This is a genomic window from Humibacter ginsengisoli, from assembly GCF_054780095.1.
The window spans coordinates 113,635-129,987 of sequence record NZ_BAAGWZ010000001.1 but is presented as its reverse complement, the minus strand read 5'-3'; the positions used below and the strand labels follow the sequence as shown (position 1 = coordinate 129,987).

Genomic DNA, 16,353 nt, shown 5'->3' with positions numbered 1-16,353 from the left:
GTGAACGGTTGGCCTCAGCGGACGGTTGGCGCGTTGTCGCGGCGAGATGACCGCGAATGCCCGCACGTCAGGCGATCGAGCGGAACCCGCGCAAGCGCAGGCTGTTACCCACCACGAACACGCTCGAGAATGCCATCGCGGCGCCCGCGAGCATCGGGTTCAGCAGGCCGAGTGCTGCGATCGGCACGGCAGCCGTGTTGTACGCGAACGCCCAGAACAGGTTCGACCTGATCGTGCCGAGGGTGGCGCGGGAGAGGCGGATCGCGTCGACCGCACCCCGCAGGTCGCCGCCGACGAGCGTGAGGTCGGACGCGACGATCGCGGCATCCGTTCCCGTTCCCATCGCGATGCCGAGGTCGGCCTTCGCCAGCGCGGGCGCGTCGTTCACGCCGTCGCCGACCATCGCGACGGTCTTGCCGTCACGCTGAAGGCGGGCGACGACATCCACCTTGTCTTTGGGCAGCACGCCGGCGATGACCTCGTCGATGCCGACCTCGGATGCGATGTGCCGAGCGACGGCTTCGTTGTCTCCGGTGAGCAGGATCGGCGTGAGGCCGAGCCGCTTCATGCGCGCGACGGCGTCGGCGCTCGTCGGCTTCACGGTGTCGGCGACGATGAGGATGCCCCGTGCGGCGCCGTCCCACGCGACGGCGACCACGGTCCTGCCGTCGCGTTCGGCAAGGGCCATCTGCTCCGCCAGCTCCGCGGTGAGCGGTGCCGCCCACTCCGCCAGCAGCGCCGCCTTGCCGACGAGCGCCGCGTGCCCGTCGACGACACCCTGCACGCCCTTGCCCGGCACGTTCACGAAGCCCTCCGCATGCTGGAGCTCGCTCGTCTCGCGCATCGCCGCGCTCGCGATCGCCCGCGCGATCGGATGCTCCGACGCGTTCTCCAGCGCGCCCGCGACTCGCAGCACGTCGCGGCGGTCCTCACCGGCGGCCGCGATCACGCCGACCAGCGCCATGCGGCCCGTCGTCACGGTGCCGGTCTTGTCCAGCACGACCGTGTCGACCTTGCGCGTCGACTCCAGCACCTCTGGGCCCTTGATCAAGATGCCCAGCTGCGCCCCGCGCCCCGTTCCCACCATCAGAGCGGTCGGAGTCGCGAGTCCGAGCGCACACGGGCACGCCACCACGAGCACAGCCACAGCCGCGGTCAGAGCCGCTGCGACGGGGAAGCCCGCGAGCAGCCATCCCACCAGCGTGACGACCGCCACGCCGAGCACGATCGGCACGAAGATGCCCGAGATGCGGTCGGCGAGCCGCTGCACCTGCGCCTTGCCGGCCTGGGCATCCTCGACCAGCTTCGCCATCTGCGCCAGCTGCGTGTCCGAGCCGACGCGCGTCGCGCGCACCACGAGCCGGCCGCTCGCGTTGACGGTCGCGCCGGTGACGGCATCCCCCACGCCGACTTCGACCGGAACCGACTCGCCCGTGATCATCGAGACATCCACCGCGGATGCCCCGGAAACGACGACGCCGTCGGTGGCGATCTTCTCCCCCGGGCGCACGACGAACTCGTCGCCCACCCGCAGCTCGCCGACCGGAACGGTCGTCTCGCGCCCATCGCGCAGCACCGTCACATCCTTGGCGCCGAGCTCGAGCAGCGAACGCAGCGCGGCGCCCGCCTGCCGCTTGGAGCGCTTCTCGAAGTAACGGCCCGCCAGGATGAACGTCGTCACGCCCGCCGCGACCTCGAGGTAGATGTTCCCGGTTCCGTCGGTGCGCTGCAGCGTCAGCTCGAACGGATGCCGCATGCCCGGCATCCCCGCCGTCCCCAGGAACAGCGCGTACAGCGACCACAGGAACGCGGCCAGCGTGCCCATCGACACGAGGGTGTCCATGGTGGCGGCGCCGTGCCGGAGGTTGATCCAGGCGGCGCGGTGGAACGGCCACGCGCCCCACACCACCACCGGCGCCGCCAGCGCGAGGGATGCCCACTGCCAGTAGGTGAACTGCAGCGCCGGGATCATCGCCATCGCGATGACGGGAACCGACAGCACGGCAGAGGCGATGAGCCGATTCCGCAGCGACAGGAGCTCGGGGTCGGAGCCGTCCCGATCGGATGCCCGCGCGTCGGACTCCGCCGGCCGCGGCGGCTCCGGGGCGTGCACCCGGGCCGAGTACCCGGCCTTCTCGACCTCGGCGATCAGTGCCTCGGCATCGACGTTCGCGGGGGCGGTGACGCTCGCGCGCTCCGTCGCGTAGTTCACGGTCGCCGTCACGCCGTCGAGCTTGTTGAGCTTGCGCTCGATGCGGTTCGCGCACGACGCGCACGTCATCCCGCCGATCTCGAGCTCGACGTTCGGCCGGGCATCGGCGGATGTCAGTGGCACGGTCACCTGCGTCTCCCTTCGGCGCTTTCTCTCATTCAGGTCGCACTTTCTGTCGGGCTCACCGATCGCGCGCGACAGAAACTGCGACCTGAACGTTGCGGCTCTGACGACCGAGCGCCGCTCAGCGGCGGACCGCGGTGTAGCCGGCCTCGCGCACGGCGCTCAGCACGGCGTCGTCGTCGATCGTGGCGCTCGAGGTCACCACGAGGCGCCCGTCCTGCGCACTGACCCGGATGTCTTCAACACCCGGAACCTCGCTCACCTCTTCGCGCACCGACAACTCGCAGTGCTCGCACGTCATTCCCGTCACGTCGTACTCGGCGGTCGTCATTCGAAGTCCTCTCGTTCTCGATAGGCCAACTATACCCCTAGGGGGTATCAGCGTTCAAGTCGCTCAGATGACCCTTGCGAGGCGTTGACAGGGGTCATCTGCGCGACCTGATCGGCGCTGGGGACGCGATCGTGACACGCTGGAGCACGTGCGCCCGTTCCTGCTGCTCGCGACCCGCTTCGACGATCACCTCGCCGACGCAGAGTACGCCGCGTTCCGCGACTTCGCGGGCCTGCAGGAGGGCGAGCTGACGCGCATCCGCCTGGAGCAGCATCCGATGCCGGAGCTCGACCTCGATGAATACTCCGGCGTCTTCGTGGGCGGCAGCCCGTTCAACGCGAGCGATCCGCGGAGCGACAAGTCCATAGTGCAGCTCCGCGTGGAGGCGGAGATGTCGAGCCTGCTCGACCGCATCGTCGAGCGGGACTTCCCCTTCTTCGGTGCCTGCTACGGCGTCGGCACGCTGGGCGTGCACCGAGGCGGCGTGATCGATCGCACCTACGGCGAACCCGTCGACGCGGTGGAGGTGCGACTCACGGAGGCGGGTGTGCGCGATCCGCTTTTCACGGGCATCCCGCCGGCATTCCGTGCATGGGTGGGACACAAGGAGGCGGTTACCCGACTGCCTGCGGATGCCACGCTGCTCGCCGCCGGCGACGCTTGCCCGGTGCAGGCATTCCGCGTGAAGACGAACCTGTACGCCACGCAGTTCCATCCCGAGCTGACCGCCGACGACATCCTTGATCGCGTGCGTACCTACCGTTTCGAGGGCTACTTCGAGCCGCATGAGCTGGATGCGACGGAGCAGACGATCCGATCGGCGCCGCCCGTCACGTGGCCGGCTCGGCTCCTGCGCACCTTCGTCGACCGCTACGCCCGCTGACCGCCTCCGGCGCGCGGAGCTAGGAAGCGGCCATCCGTTTTCAGCACGGCCAAAACTGTGTCAAATATGTAGCTGAGGACCGCTGCCCAACATGGATGCATGCCCGACTACTCAGCACAGATCGAATTCGTCGCCCACGATTTCGCCGGGGCGGAGTTCCGGATGCTCCGGCGCCAGCTCGTCCCCTTGCTGGAGGAATCCGACGGGGTGACCAGCGTGCGCACCGACCGCGCCGCGCGCTCCATCAGTGCCGATGTCGCCGTGCGTGCGCCTAGTTCGTCGACCGCATCGGCCAAGGTCGGCTCGCTTGCACGAGCGCTGCAGGCGCAGACTCGTAAGGTGCGCAGGGAGCGGATCGCGGTGCGCGTCGAAGTCGCGCACCCCGACTGACCGCACAGCATCGTCGCTTCGTCCACGAAGCTGCGGCTCGGGTCACCATTGCACATCAGGCTTTCGCAAATCAACCCCCAAATGGGGGCCACGATATGGAGTACATTGGTATTCATATCCTCTGGATGTGGCACCAGGCACTCCCAGCAGGCATCCCCAGGAGGGGAGGCCAACGGTGCGTTTCCCAGAGGGGTGAAAGGGAATCCTGGCGGCCGAGTGTTCGGGTCACTTCGCCGCCAGGATTCCCGCTTTTCATTCGGCCCGCCTCACCCTTGACGGCTCTGCCGCCGAGACGTACGGTCCGACCATGCCAGCACCCACCACCGCCGTGCGCTCCGCCGACGGCACCGAGATCGCCTACGAGCTGCACGGCGACGGGCCGGGCGTCATCCTGATCGACGGAGCGATGTGCTTCCGCGACTCCGGCCCGATGCGCCCGCTCTGCACTCAGCTCGACGAGGACTTCACCGTGCTCCTCTACGACCGGCGTGGCCGCGGTCGAAGCGGCGACACGGAGCCGTACGCGGTCGAGCGTGAGTTCGAGGATCTGGATGCGCTGCTCGACGCTCTTCTCGACTCCACCGGCACCACGTGCGGGTCGCCGGCGCTTGTCGGCATCTCGTCCGGCGGCGCGCTAGCACTCAGGGCTGCGTCCCGGCTCGGCAACCGCATCCGCGCCGTCGCGGTCTACGAGCCGCCGTTCATGCCCGAACCCCTCACCGCAGCCGGGGGCGAGTACAGCGCCGCCCTCACTCGAGCTCTTGCCGACGGGGACCGCGACACGGCCGTGGAACTGTTCCTTCGCCGCGTCGGGATGCCCGAGCAGGCCGTCGCGGGCACGCGCCAGTCGCCTGCGTGGCCTGGCATGACGGCCATCGCGCCGACGCTCGCGTACGACGACGCAGTCCTTGGCGACGGCCGCGTGCCGTCGGAGTTGGTGGCATCCATCGTCGTGCCGGTGCTCGCGCTCGCCGGCGACGCCGGACCGCACATGATGCAGCACGGCGCCCGCGAGGTCGCCGAGTGCGCACGCGGCGGAGAGTTCGACGTTCTTCCCGGACAGCGACACGACGCGGATGCCGGTGTGCTGGCCGCGCGCCTCCGCGCGTTCCTGAGGCCACAATCCCTGCAGATCCGCACATTTGCCATCCCGGCAAAGTTGCATCATCAGTAAACTTGCACAGGCTGCACGATCGGCGTATTCTTGCACCGCCTGCAAGAAATTGCCCGCCAACGTCGGCGCCCGGCGCCGGCTGACGGTGACGAGCGCGACGCGTCCCGAATCACTCGTCACTCGAAGGGCCGGCATGTCCACCGCTACTGCTCCTGTACGAACCTCACCGGGTTCGGCATCGGGATCGAAGCCGATCATGACGCATCGGCAGATCCTCCTCGTCATCTACGGCCTCATGGCCGGCATGTTCCTCTCCTCGCTCGACCAGACCATCGTCGGCACCGCCATCCGCACGATCGGCGACGACCTGCACGGCCTCGAGCAACAGGCCTGGGTCACCACGGCCTACCTGATCACCTCGACCATCTCGGTGCCGATCTACGGCAAGCTGTCGGATGTCTTCGGCCGGCGCCCGCTGTTCATCTTCGGCATCGTCGTCTTCGTTCTCGGCTCACTGCTGTCGTCGTTCTCGACCTCGATGCTGATGCTGGCCGCGTTCCGCGCGTTCCAGGGCATCGGCGCCGGCGCGATGATGGCGCTGCCCCTGGCGATCATGGGCGACATCCTCGCCCCCCGCGAACGAGCCAAGTACCAGGGCTACTTCTTCGCCGTGTTCGGCATCTCGAGCGTGATCGGCCCGCTCGTCGGCGGAATCTTCGCCGGCACCGGCCAGATCCTCTGGATCACCGGATGGCGCTGGGTGTTCCTCATCAACGTTCCGATCGGCATCATCGCGCTGCTCATGGTGATCGCGTTCCTGCACCTGCCCAAGGTGGGCAGCCGCGCCAAGCCGCGCGTCGACTGGTGGGGTGCGACCGCCGTCATCGTGGCGCTCGTTCCCCTGCTCCTCGTCGCCGAACAGGGTCGCGAATGGGGCTGGACCTCGGCGGGCTCACTCGCCTGCTACATCGTCGGCGCGGTCGGGATCGCCTCGTTCATCGTGATCGAGGGACTCATGAAGGATGACGCGATCATCCCGCTCAAGCTGTTCCGTTCCGGAACCTTCTCGATGGCCACGGTCATCGGCGTGTTCGTCGGTTTCGGCATGTTCGGTGCCATGATGACCATTCCGCTCTACCTGCAGATCGTCACCGGGCTGAGCCCGACAGCATCCGGGTTCGCAATGATCCCGATGGTGATCGGCCTCATAATCGCGTCGCTGGGCTCCGGCCAGCTTGTGGCACGAACGGGCAAGTACCGCATCTTCCCGGTGACCGGAACACTGTTCACCGCCATCGGGTTCGTGGTGCTGACGTTCCTCAAGTACGACAGCCCGCTCTGGTTCCTCATGCTCGGCACGTTCGTGATCGGTCTCGGCCTCGGTCAGCTGATGCAGTCGCTGGTGCTCGCCAGCCAGAACGCCGTGAAGGCCACAGACATGGGTGTGGCCAGCAGTGCCGCAACGTTCTTCCGCCAGATCGGTGGAACGCTGGGCACGGCCATCATGCTCTCCGTGCTGTTCTCCGCGCTGCCGGCCAACATCGTGCACGCCACGGCCGACAAGCCGACCCTGACCGCCGCGCTCGACGCCGCGCTCAACCCGCAGGTCGCGAACGCCGCCGGCAACAAGGCGATCATGAAGCAGCTGTGGACGCCCATCGTCGACCCGATCAAGTCGAACGTGCAGAAGGGGCTGGACCAGGCATCCCTTGCCGCGAAGACCGCTGCAGACAAGGCTGTCACCGACCAGGTGAGCGCCGCGGTGGATGCGCAGGTCGCCGCAGGCGCCATTCCCGAGGCCGCGGCCCCCGCCGTGATCCAGCAACAGGTTGCCGCCGCGACGCCGGCCGCGGAGAGCGCGGCCCTGACGGCGGTCGCCCAGAAGGCGTACGCCACGGTGGTCGACGGGCGCGTCGCAGTGAACTGGTCGAACTCGAACCAGCGCACGCACTGGGTGGACCAGCTCACGCCGACGCTGGAGAAGCAGCTGACGAAGGCAGGCTCCAAGGCCTCTGCCGCGTCGAACACGTCGACCAGCGACACGTCGTTCCTGAACGGCGCCGACAGCCGGCTGAGCAAGCCGTTCATGGTCGGATTCACGCAGGCCGTCGTCTTGGTCTACTGGGTCGGCTTCGGCGTGATCCTGCTGGCGTTCATCCTCAGCTGGTTCTTCAGGGTGCCGCCGCTCCGCCAGACGTCGGCGCTGCAGGAGCAGGCGGATGCCGCGGGCATGACCGAGACCGGCTCGATCAGGCTGCAGAGCGCCTGAGCAAGCACTGTCCGCCCGGGACGGCCGCGATCCGGCCGTCCCGGGCCGCGACAGAGCAGAATGGAAACACCATGAGCATCGCGCAAGAGCCCGCCCCCGACACGCTGCGAGAGCGCAAGAAGCAGCAGACGAGGCAGGCCATCCACGAGGCAGCGCTCGACCTCGTCGACCGGAACGGCCTCGACGGCACGACCATCGAGCAGATCTGCCAGCACGCCGATGTCTCGCCGCGCACCTTCTTCAACTACTACCCGTCAAAGGCCGCAGCGGCGCTCGGCCTTCCCGAGACGGCGATCTCCGACGCGGTGGTCGCCCAGTTCCGCGCAGCGACCGGCGACCTCGTGCCCGCGCTGTGCCACCTGGTCGGCGAGCCGGCCGACGCGCGCCTCGACCACCGGCGCATGAAGCAGGTCATCAAGCACCGGCCCGAGCTCGTCCCCGCGTTCAGCCAGTGGATGGCCACCGTGCGCGAGCAGTTCGTGCAGCTCGCCGAGGAACGCGCCCCGTCGCACGAGGTGGCCGTCGCCGCGGTCACTCTGGTGATGGCCGCGTTCGGACTCGTCATGCACGACCATTCGCAGAAGGATGCGCCTGCCGTCGAGCGCCTGCAGCAGGCCGTCGACAAGATCGTCGCGGTGCGCTACGCCGAGATGACGCAGCCGTAGCAGCGTCCCCGTCCCATAGCCCGCGGCACCGGTCAGCGCTGCACGGCGAACGACTCCCCCGGTCGCACGGCGCGCAGCTGGTAGGCGCCGTCGAAGCCCAGCGCGCGGGTGATCCAGCGCGGCGAGACGGTGCGGGCATCCGTGTCGAAGGCGAGCCTGAGCCGATGCGGCGTGTCGATGAACGCGACGTCGACAAGCACGACGCCATCGGACGAGCGGATGCCACCGCGCACCGCCACCGGGACCTCGAGCGTTCCGGAGTCGGAGCCCTCGGTCACCACCCAGCCGCCGTCGCCGATGCGTCCGCCGACCGTACCGGAGGGCGTTCCTGAGGTGCGGCGCGGACCCACGGCCTGAACCCATCCGTCGGCGCCATCGGCCGCCTCCGCGTTCCCCGATTCCGGAGTGCCGGCATCCACAGCCGCATCGCTCTCGCGCAGCGTCACCCGCCAGTCGTCGCCGTCGCGTTCCAGCGTCACGGCTGCGAGCGCCTCGTACTCCTCGCGCGACGTCGCATCGTCCGTGCGGCGGTACTCACCGGCGATGGAGACGTCCAGTCGCGTCAGCGAGCCGAGCGACTCATCGAAGCCGATGCTCAGCCGGTTGCCGTGCAGTGCGTCCCCGCCACCGGGCTGCGGCGAAAGCGGCGCATCGTGGAACGCGGGCAGCAGGTGCTTCCACACCCGGTTCAGCACGTCTTGCATGTCGACCGTCTGCGATGTGATCGCCACGACGGCGTCCTGTTCGGGCAGAACGATGCAGTACTGGCCGAACGCTCCGTCGCCCCGGAAGCCGTGCCGGGCCATCCAGAACTGGAAGCCGTACCCCTGCTCCCAGTCGGAGTCCGCCTTCGTCAGCCCGCCCGGCGCCGCGTTGTCCACGTGCTTGCTCGTCGCCTCGCGCACCCACGACTCCGGCAGCAGTCGCCGGCCGTTCCACACGCCGCCGCTCAGGTACAGCTGCCCGAGCTTCGCGACCGACTCGGGGGTGGCGAACAGCCCCGAGAAGCCGAGCTCGACATCCACCGGCTCCTGCTGCCACCCCACGGGAGCGATGCCCAGCGGCTCGAGCAGACGCGTGCGAAGGTACTCGCTGAGTCGCATCCCCGAGCCGCGCTGGATGATCGCGCCGAGCGTGTAGGTCGCCAGCTGGTTGTAGGTGAAGACGCTGCCCGGCTCACGCTCGGGCGGTGCCGCCAGGAAGGCCTTGATCGGATGCTCCGCGTCGATCGCGAAGGCCACGATCATGTCGTTCAGGTGCCCGGTGGCCATCGACGCCAGGTGCCGCACGAGGATGCCACGGCTCGCCGGCGCCACACTGTCGGCGTACTCCGGAAAGTAGTCTGCCGCCGGCTTGTCGAGGTCGAGCAGTCCCTCTGCGACCGCGAATCCGGCCGCGGTCGTGGTGAAGCTCTTGCTCAGCGAGTACACGAGCTGAGGGCGCTCGAGCGCGTACGGCTCCCACTGGGCCGACGCGACCACCGCGCCGTGACGCACCACGACGAGCGCATGCGGATCCATCTCCGGATCGCTGTCGAGATCGTCGATGAGGGCACGGATGCCTGCCGGGTCCACGCCCTCGGCCTCGGCGCTGCTGCGGCGCCAGCCGCGCTCGGCATCCATCGTTGCGCTGTCGGGATGCTCAGCATCCGCGATCGTGTCGGAGAGGTGTGCTGGGTTCGTGCTCACGTGCATCCTTCGCTTCGTCGTCGGGGCGATCTCGACGTGGCCTCACGAGAGCCTCGTCAGGGTTCGAGCCTCTCACGTCGGCCCCGCCAGTGGCTCCTGAACCGACTCTCACGAGCCCGTCGACCGTTGTTCACGAGGAGTTCTCCGTTCCGGATGCCTGCTGCCGGTCGGATGCGTCTGAGAGCCGCCGCACGGGCGGCTCACTCGAGGGAGTTCATTGTGAGACATCGTTGGATTGCGCTGGCCGCGACCACTGGGTTCGTCGCGGTCGCGACCTTCGGGGGCGTCGCCGCCGCGCAGGCGCGGACCGTGCCCACGGATGCCGCGGCGACGCGAGCCGGCTCGCGGCACGTACTCGTCATCTCGATCGACGGCATGCACCAGACCGACCTCGCCGGATACGTGAAGTCGCACCCGTCGTCGACGATCGCGGGGCTCGTCAACCACGGTCTCGAGTACACGGCCGCGAAGACGACGCTGCCCTCGGACTCCTTCCCCGGGATGGTCGCCCAGTTCACGGGGGCCGGCCCAGGGGCGAGCGGCGTCTACTACGACGACACGTACAACCACGCACTGCTCGCCCCGGGCACCACGGACTGCACGACCGCGGTGCCGGGAACGGAGGTCCCCTGGACCGAGGCGATCGACAGGTCGCAGAATCCGATCACATTGGACGCGGGCGAGGGACTGAAGGATCCGGCGCTCACCGCCCTCCCCACCCAGACGAAGGCGCAGACGCTGGCGAACGCATCCGCCATCACTGCCGGGGCCCTGAAGATGACCCCGACGCCGCAGACCCTCATCGACCCTGCCGCTCTCCCGGTCGACCCGCAGACGTGCCTTCCGGTTTATCCGAGTCAGTACCTGACCACGAACACGGTGTTCGAGGTGGCGCGCTCGCACGGCTTGCGAACGGCGTGGTCGGACAAGCACCCGGCGTACGAGATTTTGAACGGCCCCTCGGGAACGGGAGTGCAAGACCTCTTCACTCCGGAGATCAACTCCGTTGCCGACGCTTCAGGAGACGACTGGACGACGGACAACGCGCTCACGCAGGAGTACGACGGCATCAAGGTGCAGGCGGTGCTGAACGAGATCGACGGATACGACCACTCGCGCACCAGCAAGGTGGGAACGCCGGCGGTCTTCGGCATGAACTTCCAGACGCTCTCCACCGCGCAGAAGCTGCCGAACTCCGACGGTCTCGCCGGCGGATATCTCAGCGACGGCAAGCCCGGTCCGCTCGTCTCGCGCGCGATGGACTACGTCGACGCGCAGCTCGGCCGCATGGTGGCGCAGATCAAGCAGGACGGGCTCGAGAACGACACCACGATCATCCTGTCTGCCAAGCACGGCCAGTCGCCGATCGACTCCTCCGCGCTGCGGCGAGTGGATGACGGAGCCATCATCGAGGCGCTCAACACGGCATGGGCGGCTCAGCATCCTTCCGAGACGGAACTCGTGTCGTTCTCGGTCGACGACGATGCGATGCTCCTCTGGCTCTCGGACAGGTCGTCGGCGGCGTTCTCGTTCGCCAAGTCGTACCTGCTTCAGCACTCGGCGCCCGCGAACACGGTGAACGACGCCAAGGGCGTCTACTCGACCACCGTGAGCGCGTCCGGCCTTTCCTCCGTCGCCACGGGAGCGCAGGCAGATGCGCTGCTGGGAGCGAAGGCCGGAGACACTCACGCTCCCGACCTGGTCGGAATCGCCCAGCCCGGCGTCGTCTACACGGGCGGAGTGAAAAAGATCGCCGAGCACGGCGGAGCATCCGCCGACGACCGCGACGTGGCTCTTGTCGTCTCGGGTGCGCAGGTGGGGCACTCGCGCACGATCGGCGCAGCCGTGCAGACGACCCAGATCGCACCGACGATCCTTCGGCTTCTGAAGATCGACCCTAAGGAGCTGAGCGCCGTCAAGACGCAGGGGACGAAGACCTTGCCCGGTCTCGACGGCTGACATCGCCTCTTGGCGAAACGGATGCCCGCACTGCCTCGGTTGTGCGGGCATCCGCATGATTACTACCGCGCCTGGTCGATATACAACATAGTTGTATAGTTCTTCTGACCCCCGAGGAGACCTATGAAACTGACCCGGCACAACCACGCCTGCGTGACGATCGAGCACGACGGCACGACGATCGTCATCGATCCGGGCACGCTGACGCCCAACGCCGCCGAGCTGCTGCACCAGGCCGACGCCGTGCTCGTGACGCACGACCACTTCGACCATTTCGACCGCGACGCCATTCGCGCGGCGCTCGCACAGCGACCGGAGCTGCGCATCTACGGCACGCAAGCCGTCGTCGATGCGCTCACCGACACGGATGCCGCAAGTGACGGGCAGGCGACGGCGCTCACCGACACGGACGCCGCAAGCGACGGGCAGGCGACGGCGATCACCGAAGACACCGAATTCACGGTCGGGCCGATCTCAGTGAGCGCCTTCGCCGGCCTGCACGGCGTGATCCACCCGGAGATACGGGTGCACGAGAACGTCACGTTCCTCGTGGGCGGCGCGGTTCTGCACCCCGGCGACTCCTATTCCGCGCCCGGCGTGCCGGTCGACACCCTCCTGCTCCCGACATCCGGGCCGTGGACGGTGATGGCGCAGGCCATCGACTTCGTGCGTGAGGTGGGGCCACGGCAGTCGATCCCGATCCACGACGCCATGCTCAGCGACGTGGGCAAGAAGGGCGCCGACCGCATGCTCGGTGAAGGCAGCCTGACCGCCGTTCCGATGCTTCCGCTGCAACCGGGCGAATCCGTCGAACTGTGACACCGTCGCGGCCCGCCGCATCGCGGGCATCCGATCCCGGCTCCCGGCATGAGGAGATGCCCGAAACGGATGCCCGCGAGCTCGCCGAGAACCTCCGCGTGGCCATCAGCCGTCTCGTCCGATCGGTGCGCGCGCAGACTGCCGGCGCGCCTCGAGCGCATACGGAGGCGCTCGCGCAGCTCGATGCCGAGGGCGCCCAGACTATCGCTCAGCTCGCCGCCCGTCGCGGCGTGCGGCATCAGGGCATGAGCCGCACGGTCGCCGAGTTGGAACGGAACGGCTTCGTGTCGCGAGCGCCGAACCCGGCCGACCGCCGCGGATTCGTCATCTCGCTCACCGAGCCCGGCCGTGCCGCCCTTGAGCGGGGCAGGGACGTTCGGCGCGATGTGCTCGCCCGCGCAATCACTGAACGCCTCGACGAGGGCGAGCAGGAACTGCTGCGCCGCGTTCCCGATTTGCTGCAGAAGCTCGCGTCATAAGCGCGATCCATCGGGCTTGAGCAAATCCTGAGGATTTCTAGGGTTCGCACCGGCGGCGAGGTTGGCAGTATGGGTCGAGTCGCAGTTACTGCGACAAGCCCTCAACCCGAGAGCGGGCGAGCACGACCCGAACGTGTCTCGCCCAAAACGAACCTTCCGGTTCGTTCGACGCAGTTCAGGCGCCGGATCCTGGGTCCCCCAGTGCAACCCCCTTGCACTGCTCGGCAGGACAGGGTCCGGCGTCCGCGTCAGTTCAGGACGGCTGAGGCCGACGTCCCGCCCACGGCCCTCAGCCGGCCAGCGCGGCGGGGTCCGTGTCGGTCACCGCCGTAGCGATGGCCCGTTCGCCTTGCACGAATGCCGCATCGATGCCGTGCGAGGTAAGGCTCGCCTCCACGACGGTCTCTATGCGCAATTCGCCGAATGCTGGGAACGACACCGTCAGGAATCGAGGCGGGGCGGCGTAGACATACTCGTGAAGCCGGGCCGATGCATGGAGCAGCAGCATTCCCGGGAGGTGGTCGACCGGGTGGTCGAAGAAGAACGGGTCGGCCTCGTTGAGCGATAGACGGGCACGCACATGATGGGCATCCTGTTCCAGCACGTCGAGCAGGCTGGTGGACGACTCACGGATGTCGTCGCCGAGCCGCTCAGCATGCCGGCGGATCGCTGCATACTCACTGTCGTTGAGCACACGGGCGCCGACGTGTCCCGTTGCGACTCCAGGCAGCCGGTAGTCGACCTCGAGGAGGTGCGGAAGGTCTTTGCGATAGCGCACGTCGGTGAACGTCACCTCGAGCTTTCCCTCGAGAGCTCCGAATCGCGGAAAGTGCAATTCCTCGGCCTCCACCCGAATGGTCATCGTCGAGACCACGAACTGCACGGACTGTCCCATGCCGAGCCCGGCGACGCAGATGGCCAGTCCCGCCTGCCTGAAGGCCTCCGCGAGCAGTGTCACGGGCACACGTGAGGGCGCTGGATGGCACAACCAATGGCTGCGCGGAATCTCGATGTCTGCAGACCAGGACTGCTCAGAAACCTGCTCGATGGCCCACACGAGCGTCTCCGAACGGGTGGAACGGTGAGCGGCACTGCTGTCGATGAGAGGCAACTGTACGCACCCTTAACTTGTCGATATCGCGCCGACTGCAGCGTGTCGACCATGACACGAACCGCGGGACCGGCTCCGACCGCATTCGGGTACGGCCGCGCGAAGGTGATTCAACCCTAGTCACGCGCCCGGCGGTCCGGCGACCTCAATCACGCCTGCTGCTACCCCCCGATCAGGGCCCCGGGTACCCCCCGATCGGGCTCCATGGATGCTCGGTCAGGGCTGCATCGGCAGGGTCGGCAACGGTGTCGACCCTGCCCGCGCCGGCAGCCGTACCGTGAACGTCGAGCCTTGGCCCGGCTCGCTTTCGACGAGGATGGTCCCGCCGTGCGCATCCACGATCGTCTTCACGATGGTCAGCCCGATGCCGACGCCTTGGATAGCCGCCTCCCGCACATCCCGGGTTCTGAAGAACCTGTCGAACAGCCGGGCCTGATCCGTCTTGCTGATGCCGCGGCCGTCATCCGCGACCGCGATCGAGACGGTGTCGTCGGCGCGCTCGAGCGTCACGGTGATCGTGCCACCCTCTGGCGTGTACTTCGCGGCATTCGAGATCAGGTTGTCGACGACCTGCTTGATCCTGGCACCGTCGAGGTGCGCGAGAACGGTCGACGGCGGCATCTCGATCCTCAGCGTCTGCCGCGCCGCGTCCACCGTGGGCTTGATCGTTGCGACGGACTGCGTCAGCAGCGCCGAGAGGTCGATCGGCTCGATGCGAAGCGCCAGCTCGTTCGTGCTCGTGCTCAGCAGGTCCCGGATGAGCGTGAGCATCTGCGTCGCGCTTCGCTGGATGTTCCTGAACTCCTTCGCGAAGCCGAGCGAGTCGACGTCGTAGCCGTCGTCGATCAGGTCCATGTAGCCGACGATCGAGGTCAGTGGTGTTCGCAGTTCGTGCGAGACGGTGGCCAGATACTCCTCCCGGATCTCGATCGCGTTGGCCAGGTCGGTCACGTCGTAAGTGACGACTGCCGAACCGAGTCGTTCACCGTTCGAGCGCGTGATCGAATGCGCCTCGGTGACGATGGCCCGCTGCTCGCCCCGGGGATCGCCCACCCAGTAGATGAGCCCGCGCTGATCGCCCTCGAGCGTCTCCGAGATGATGTTCTTGTCCTGCTTCACGCGCGTGCGTCGATCGGATGCGTACACGTGCTCGCTCCGGCCCGTCGCCGGGTCGAATCCCGTCAGCCCCAGCAGCCGTTCGACCATGCGGTTGTGCAGAACCGGATGGTTCTCCGTGTCGTAGAAGAGAACTCCCACGTTGACGGCATCCGCGATCGACCGCACGACCACGCTCAGGTCGCCCATCTCGTCCACGAGCTTCTTCAGCTTCGCCGAGGTTTCTTGCAGCTCCTGTTCGTTGCGCTCCTGGCGGTCACGCATCCACAACTCGAAGGCGGCACGGCCGATCTGGGTGGCGATCCACGACACGATGAACCGTTCGAGCGAAGTGCGCGCCGGCTGCGCCGCATCGTCGGCAAGGAGCAGCGCACCCGTTCCGTAGTTCTCGAACTCGATGGGTACGAGCATCACGCGCCGAGTGCGCCGGTCGAAGAGGTCGCGAACGAGGTTGGAATCCTCCTCGCTCACCAGATCGATGATGGGCTTCTCGCGCGGCCACCCCGGCGCCGGCGCCGAAGACGCCGACTCGGTCGCACGGCGTGCGGCGAAAGCGGCCACCCGCTCGAACAGATCGGGCGAGTCCCCGCCAGGCGACCTCCACAGAAGCGGGGTCGCTGAGCCGTCTCGGTCATCCGGGTCGGCCGGGATCACGACGGCCGCCGCATGCACGTTGAGAACGCGCCGCGCCCCAACGGTCACCCGCTCCGCCAGCTCGGCGATCGATTCGGCGGTGTGAACCTCCCACATGAGCCCGATGGTCTCGCTGCGAAGGCGATCGGCATCCAGCGACCGGACTCGTTTGCGCTCGGATCGCTCTCTCAAGAGCGCGATGCGCGACGCGAGCTCCTGCGGAACCCGCTCGAGGAGCACGTAGTCGCGGTCGACCGCAGAGACCACGGACTCACGGTCGATCCGGTCGATCGACTCCGCCACCGACAACACCGGGCCACGGATGTCGGCACCCATCCCGACCTCGATCGTGACCGCCGCACCGAGATCGGCGACGGCCACGGCCGAGCGCACCGTCTCGGCGCACGATAGGCAGTCGACGACGACCGTCACGCTCGGCGCCGCCCCGGCTCCGGAGTGCTCCGCCGCAGGCTCGCTGCGCACGATTGTCTCAGACATCATCCACGCTCCTCTCCGAGCGTCGCCCACGCGATCGCCCTCAAGCGTTTCACCGCTCCTTGA

The 16,353-nt window shown here is 67.9% G+C and carries 13 protein-coding genes; 8 read left to right on the top strand and 5 right to left on the bottom strand.

The features are described from left to right. Positions 1-67: 67 nt before the first annotated feature. Positions 68-2,281, bottom strand: coding sequence for a heavy metal translocating P-type ATPase (locus ACYVI5_RS00395; protein ID WP_460578817.1), 2,214 nt, complete (start codon positions 2,279-2,281; stop codon positions 68-70). Positions 2,282-2,456: 175 nt separating this feature from the next. Next, positions 2,457-2,666 (bottom strand): heavy-metal-associated domain-containing protein, encoded by a 210-nt coding sequence (locus ACYVI5_RS00390; RefSeq protein ID WP_460578521.1) that lies wholly within the window; start codon positions 2,664-2,666, stop codon positions 2,457-2,459. 148 nt (positions 2,667-2,814) lie between these two features. Here ACYVI5_RS00390 and ACYVI5_RS00385 point away from each other — a divergent pair, with 148 nt between their 5' ends. The 5 genes from ACYVI5_RS00385 to ACYVI5_RS00365 all read left to right on the top strand — a co-directional run bounded on the left by ACYVI5_RS00385 (position 2,815) and on the right by ACYVI5_RS00365 (position 7,987). Further along, on the top strand, positions 2,815-3,549 hold the full coding sequence (locus ACYVI5_RS00385) for a glutamine amidotransferase (RefSeq protein WP_460578520.1): 735 nt from the start codon (positions 2,815-2,817) through the stop codon (positions 3,547-3,549). Between the two features lie 99 nt (positions 3,550-3,648). Beyond that, entirely contained in the window at positions 3,649-3,939 is a 291-nt protein-coding gene (locus tag ACYVI5_RS00380; RefSeq protein WP_460578519.1) for a hypothetical protein, read from the top strand. Positions 3,940-4,246: 307 nt separating this feature from the next. Then, a complete protein-coding gene (locus ACYVI5_RS00375) occupies positions 4,247-5,113 on the top strand; it encodes an alpha/beta fold hydrolase (protein ID WP_460578518.1) in 867 nt (288 codons plus the stop codon). 196 nt (positions 5,114-5,309) lie between these two features. After that, complete coding sequence (locus ACYVI5_RS00370; RefSeq protein WP_460578517.1) at positions 5,310-7,322, top strand: MDR family MFS transporter; 2,013 nt, start codon at positions 5,310-5,312, stop codon at positions 7,320-7,322. 71 nt (positions 7,323-7,393) lie between these two features. After that, positions 7,394-7,987, top strand: coding sequence for a TetR/AcrR family transcriptional regulator (locus tag ACYVI5_RS00365; protein ID WP_460578516.1), 594 nt, complete (start codon positions 7,394-7,396; stop codon positions 7,985-7,987). 32 nt (positions 7,988-8,019) lie between these two features. Here ACYVI5_RS00365 and ACYVI5_RS00360 read toward each other — a convergent pair whose 3' ends face one another. Continuing rightward, positions 8,020-9,675 (bottom strand): serine hydrolase domain-containing protein, encoded by a 1,656-nt coding sequence (locus tag ACYVI5_RS00360; RefSeq protein ID WP_460578515.1) that lies wholly within the window; start codon positions 9,673-9,675, stop codon positions 8,020-8,022. A 219-nt stretch (positions 9,676-9,894) separates the two neighbouring features. Here ACYVI5_RS00360 and ACYVI5_RS00355 point away from each other — a divergent pair, with 219 nt between their 5' ends. The 3 genes from ACYVI5_RS00355 to ACYVI5_RS00345 all read left to right on the top strand — a co-directional run bounded on the left by ACYVI5_RS00355 (position 9,895) and on the right by ACYVI5_RS00345 (position 12,932). Continuing rightward, positions 9,895-11,634, top strand: a complete 1,740-nt coding sequence (locus ACYVI5_RS00355) for an alkaline phosphatase family protein (RefSeq protein ID WP_460578514.1) — start codon at positions 9,895-9,897, stop codon at positions 11,632-11,634. A gap of 123 nt (positions 11,635-11,757) precedes the next feature. Beyond that, complete coding sequence (locus ACYVI5_RS00350; RefSeq protein WP_460578513.1) at positions 11,758-12,453, top strand: MBL fold metallo-hydrolase; 696 nt, start codon at positions 11,758-11,760, stop codon at positions 12,451-12,453. Continuing rightward, the gene (locus ACYVI5_RS00345) at positions 12,450-12,932 is read left to right on the top strand and encodes a MarR family winged helix-turn-helix transcriptional regulator (protein WP_460578512.1); all 483 of its coding nucleotides are present in this window, start codon (positions 12,450-12,452) and stop codon (positions 12,930-12,932) included. The genes ACYVI5_RS00350 and ACYVI5_RS00345 overlap by 4 nt, the downstream gene beginning before the upstream one ends. Positions 12,933-13,221: 289 nt before the next feature. Here ACYVI5_RS00345 and ACYVI5_RS00340 read toward each other — a convergent pair whose 3' ends face one another. Next, the gene (locus tag ACYVI5_RS00340) at positions 13,222-14,043 is read right to left on the bottom strand and encodes an AfsA-related hotdog domain-containing protein (RefSeq protein ID WP_460578511.1); all 822 of its coding nucleotides are present in this window, start codon (positions 14,041-14,043) and stop codon (positions 13,222-13,224) included. A gap of 216 nt (positions 14,044-14,259) precedes the next feature. Next, positions 14,260-16,293 (bottom strand): sensor histidine kinase, encoded by a 2,034-nt coding sequence (locus ACYVI5_RS00335; protein ID WP_460578510.1) that lies wholly within the window; start codon positions 16,291-16,293, stop codon positions 14,260-14,262. Positions 16,294-16,353 lie beyond the last annotated feature (60 nt).

Bases quoted from the DNA above. Each gene is read 5' to 3' on its own strand.
- ACYVI5_RS00375 (WP_460578518.1), top strand. From the start codon at position 4,247: ATGCCAGCACCCACCACCGCCGTGCGCTCCGCCGACGGCACCGAGATC.
- ACYVI5_RS00380 (WP_460578519.1), top strand. From the start codon at position 3,649: ATGCCCGACTACTCAGCACAGATCGAATTCGTCGCCCACGATTTCGCC.
- ACYVI5_RS00350 (WP_460578513.1), top strand. From the start codon at position 11,758: ATGAAACTGACCCGGCACAACCACGCCTGCGTGACGATCGAGCACGAC.
- ACYVI5_RS00335 (WP_460578510.1), bottom strand. From the start codon at position 16,293: ATGATGTCTGAGACAATCGTGCGCAGCGAGCCTGCGGCGGAGCACTCC.
- ACYVI5_RS00390 (WP_460578521.1), bottom strand. From the start codon at position 2,666: ATGACGACCGCCGAGTACGACGTGACGGGAATGACGTGCGAGCACTGC.
- ACYVI5_RS00395 (WP_460578817.1), bottom strand. From the start codon at position 2,281: ATGACGTGCGCGTCGTGCGCGAACCGCATCGAGCGCAAGCTCAACAAG.
- ACYVI5_RS00370 (WP_460578517.1), top strand. From the start codon at position 5,310: ATGACGCATCGGCAGATCCTCCTCGTCATCTACGGCCTCATGGCCGGC.
- ACYVI5_RS00365 (WP_460578516.1), top strand. From the start codon at position 7,394: ATGAGCATCGCGCAAGAGCCCGCCCCCGACACGCTGCGAGAGCGCAAG.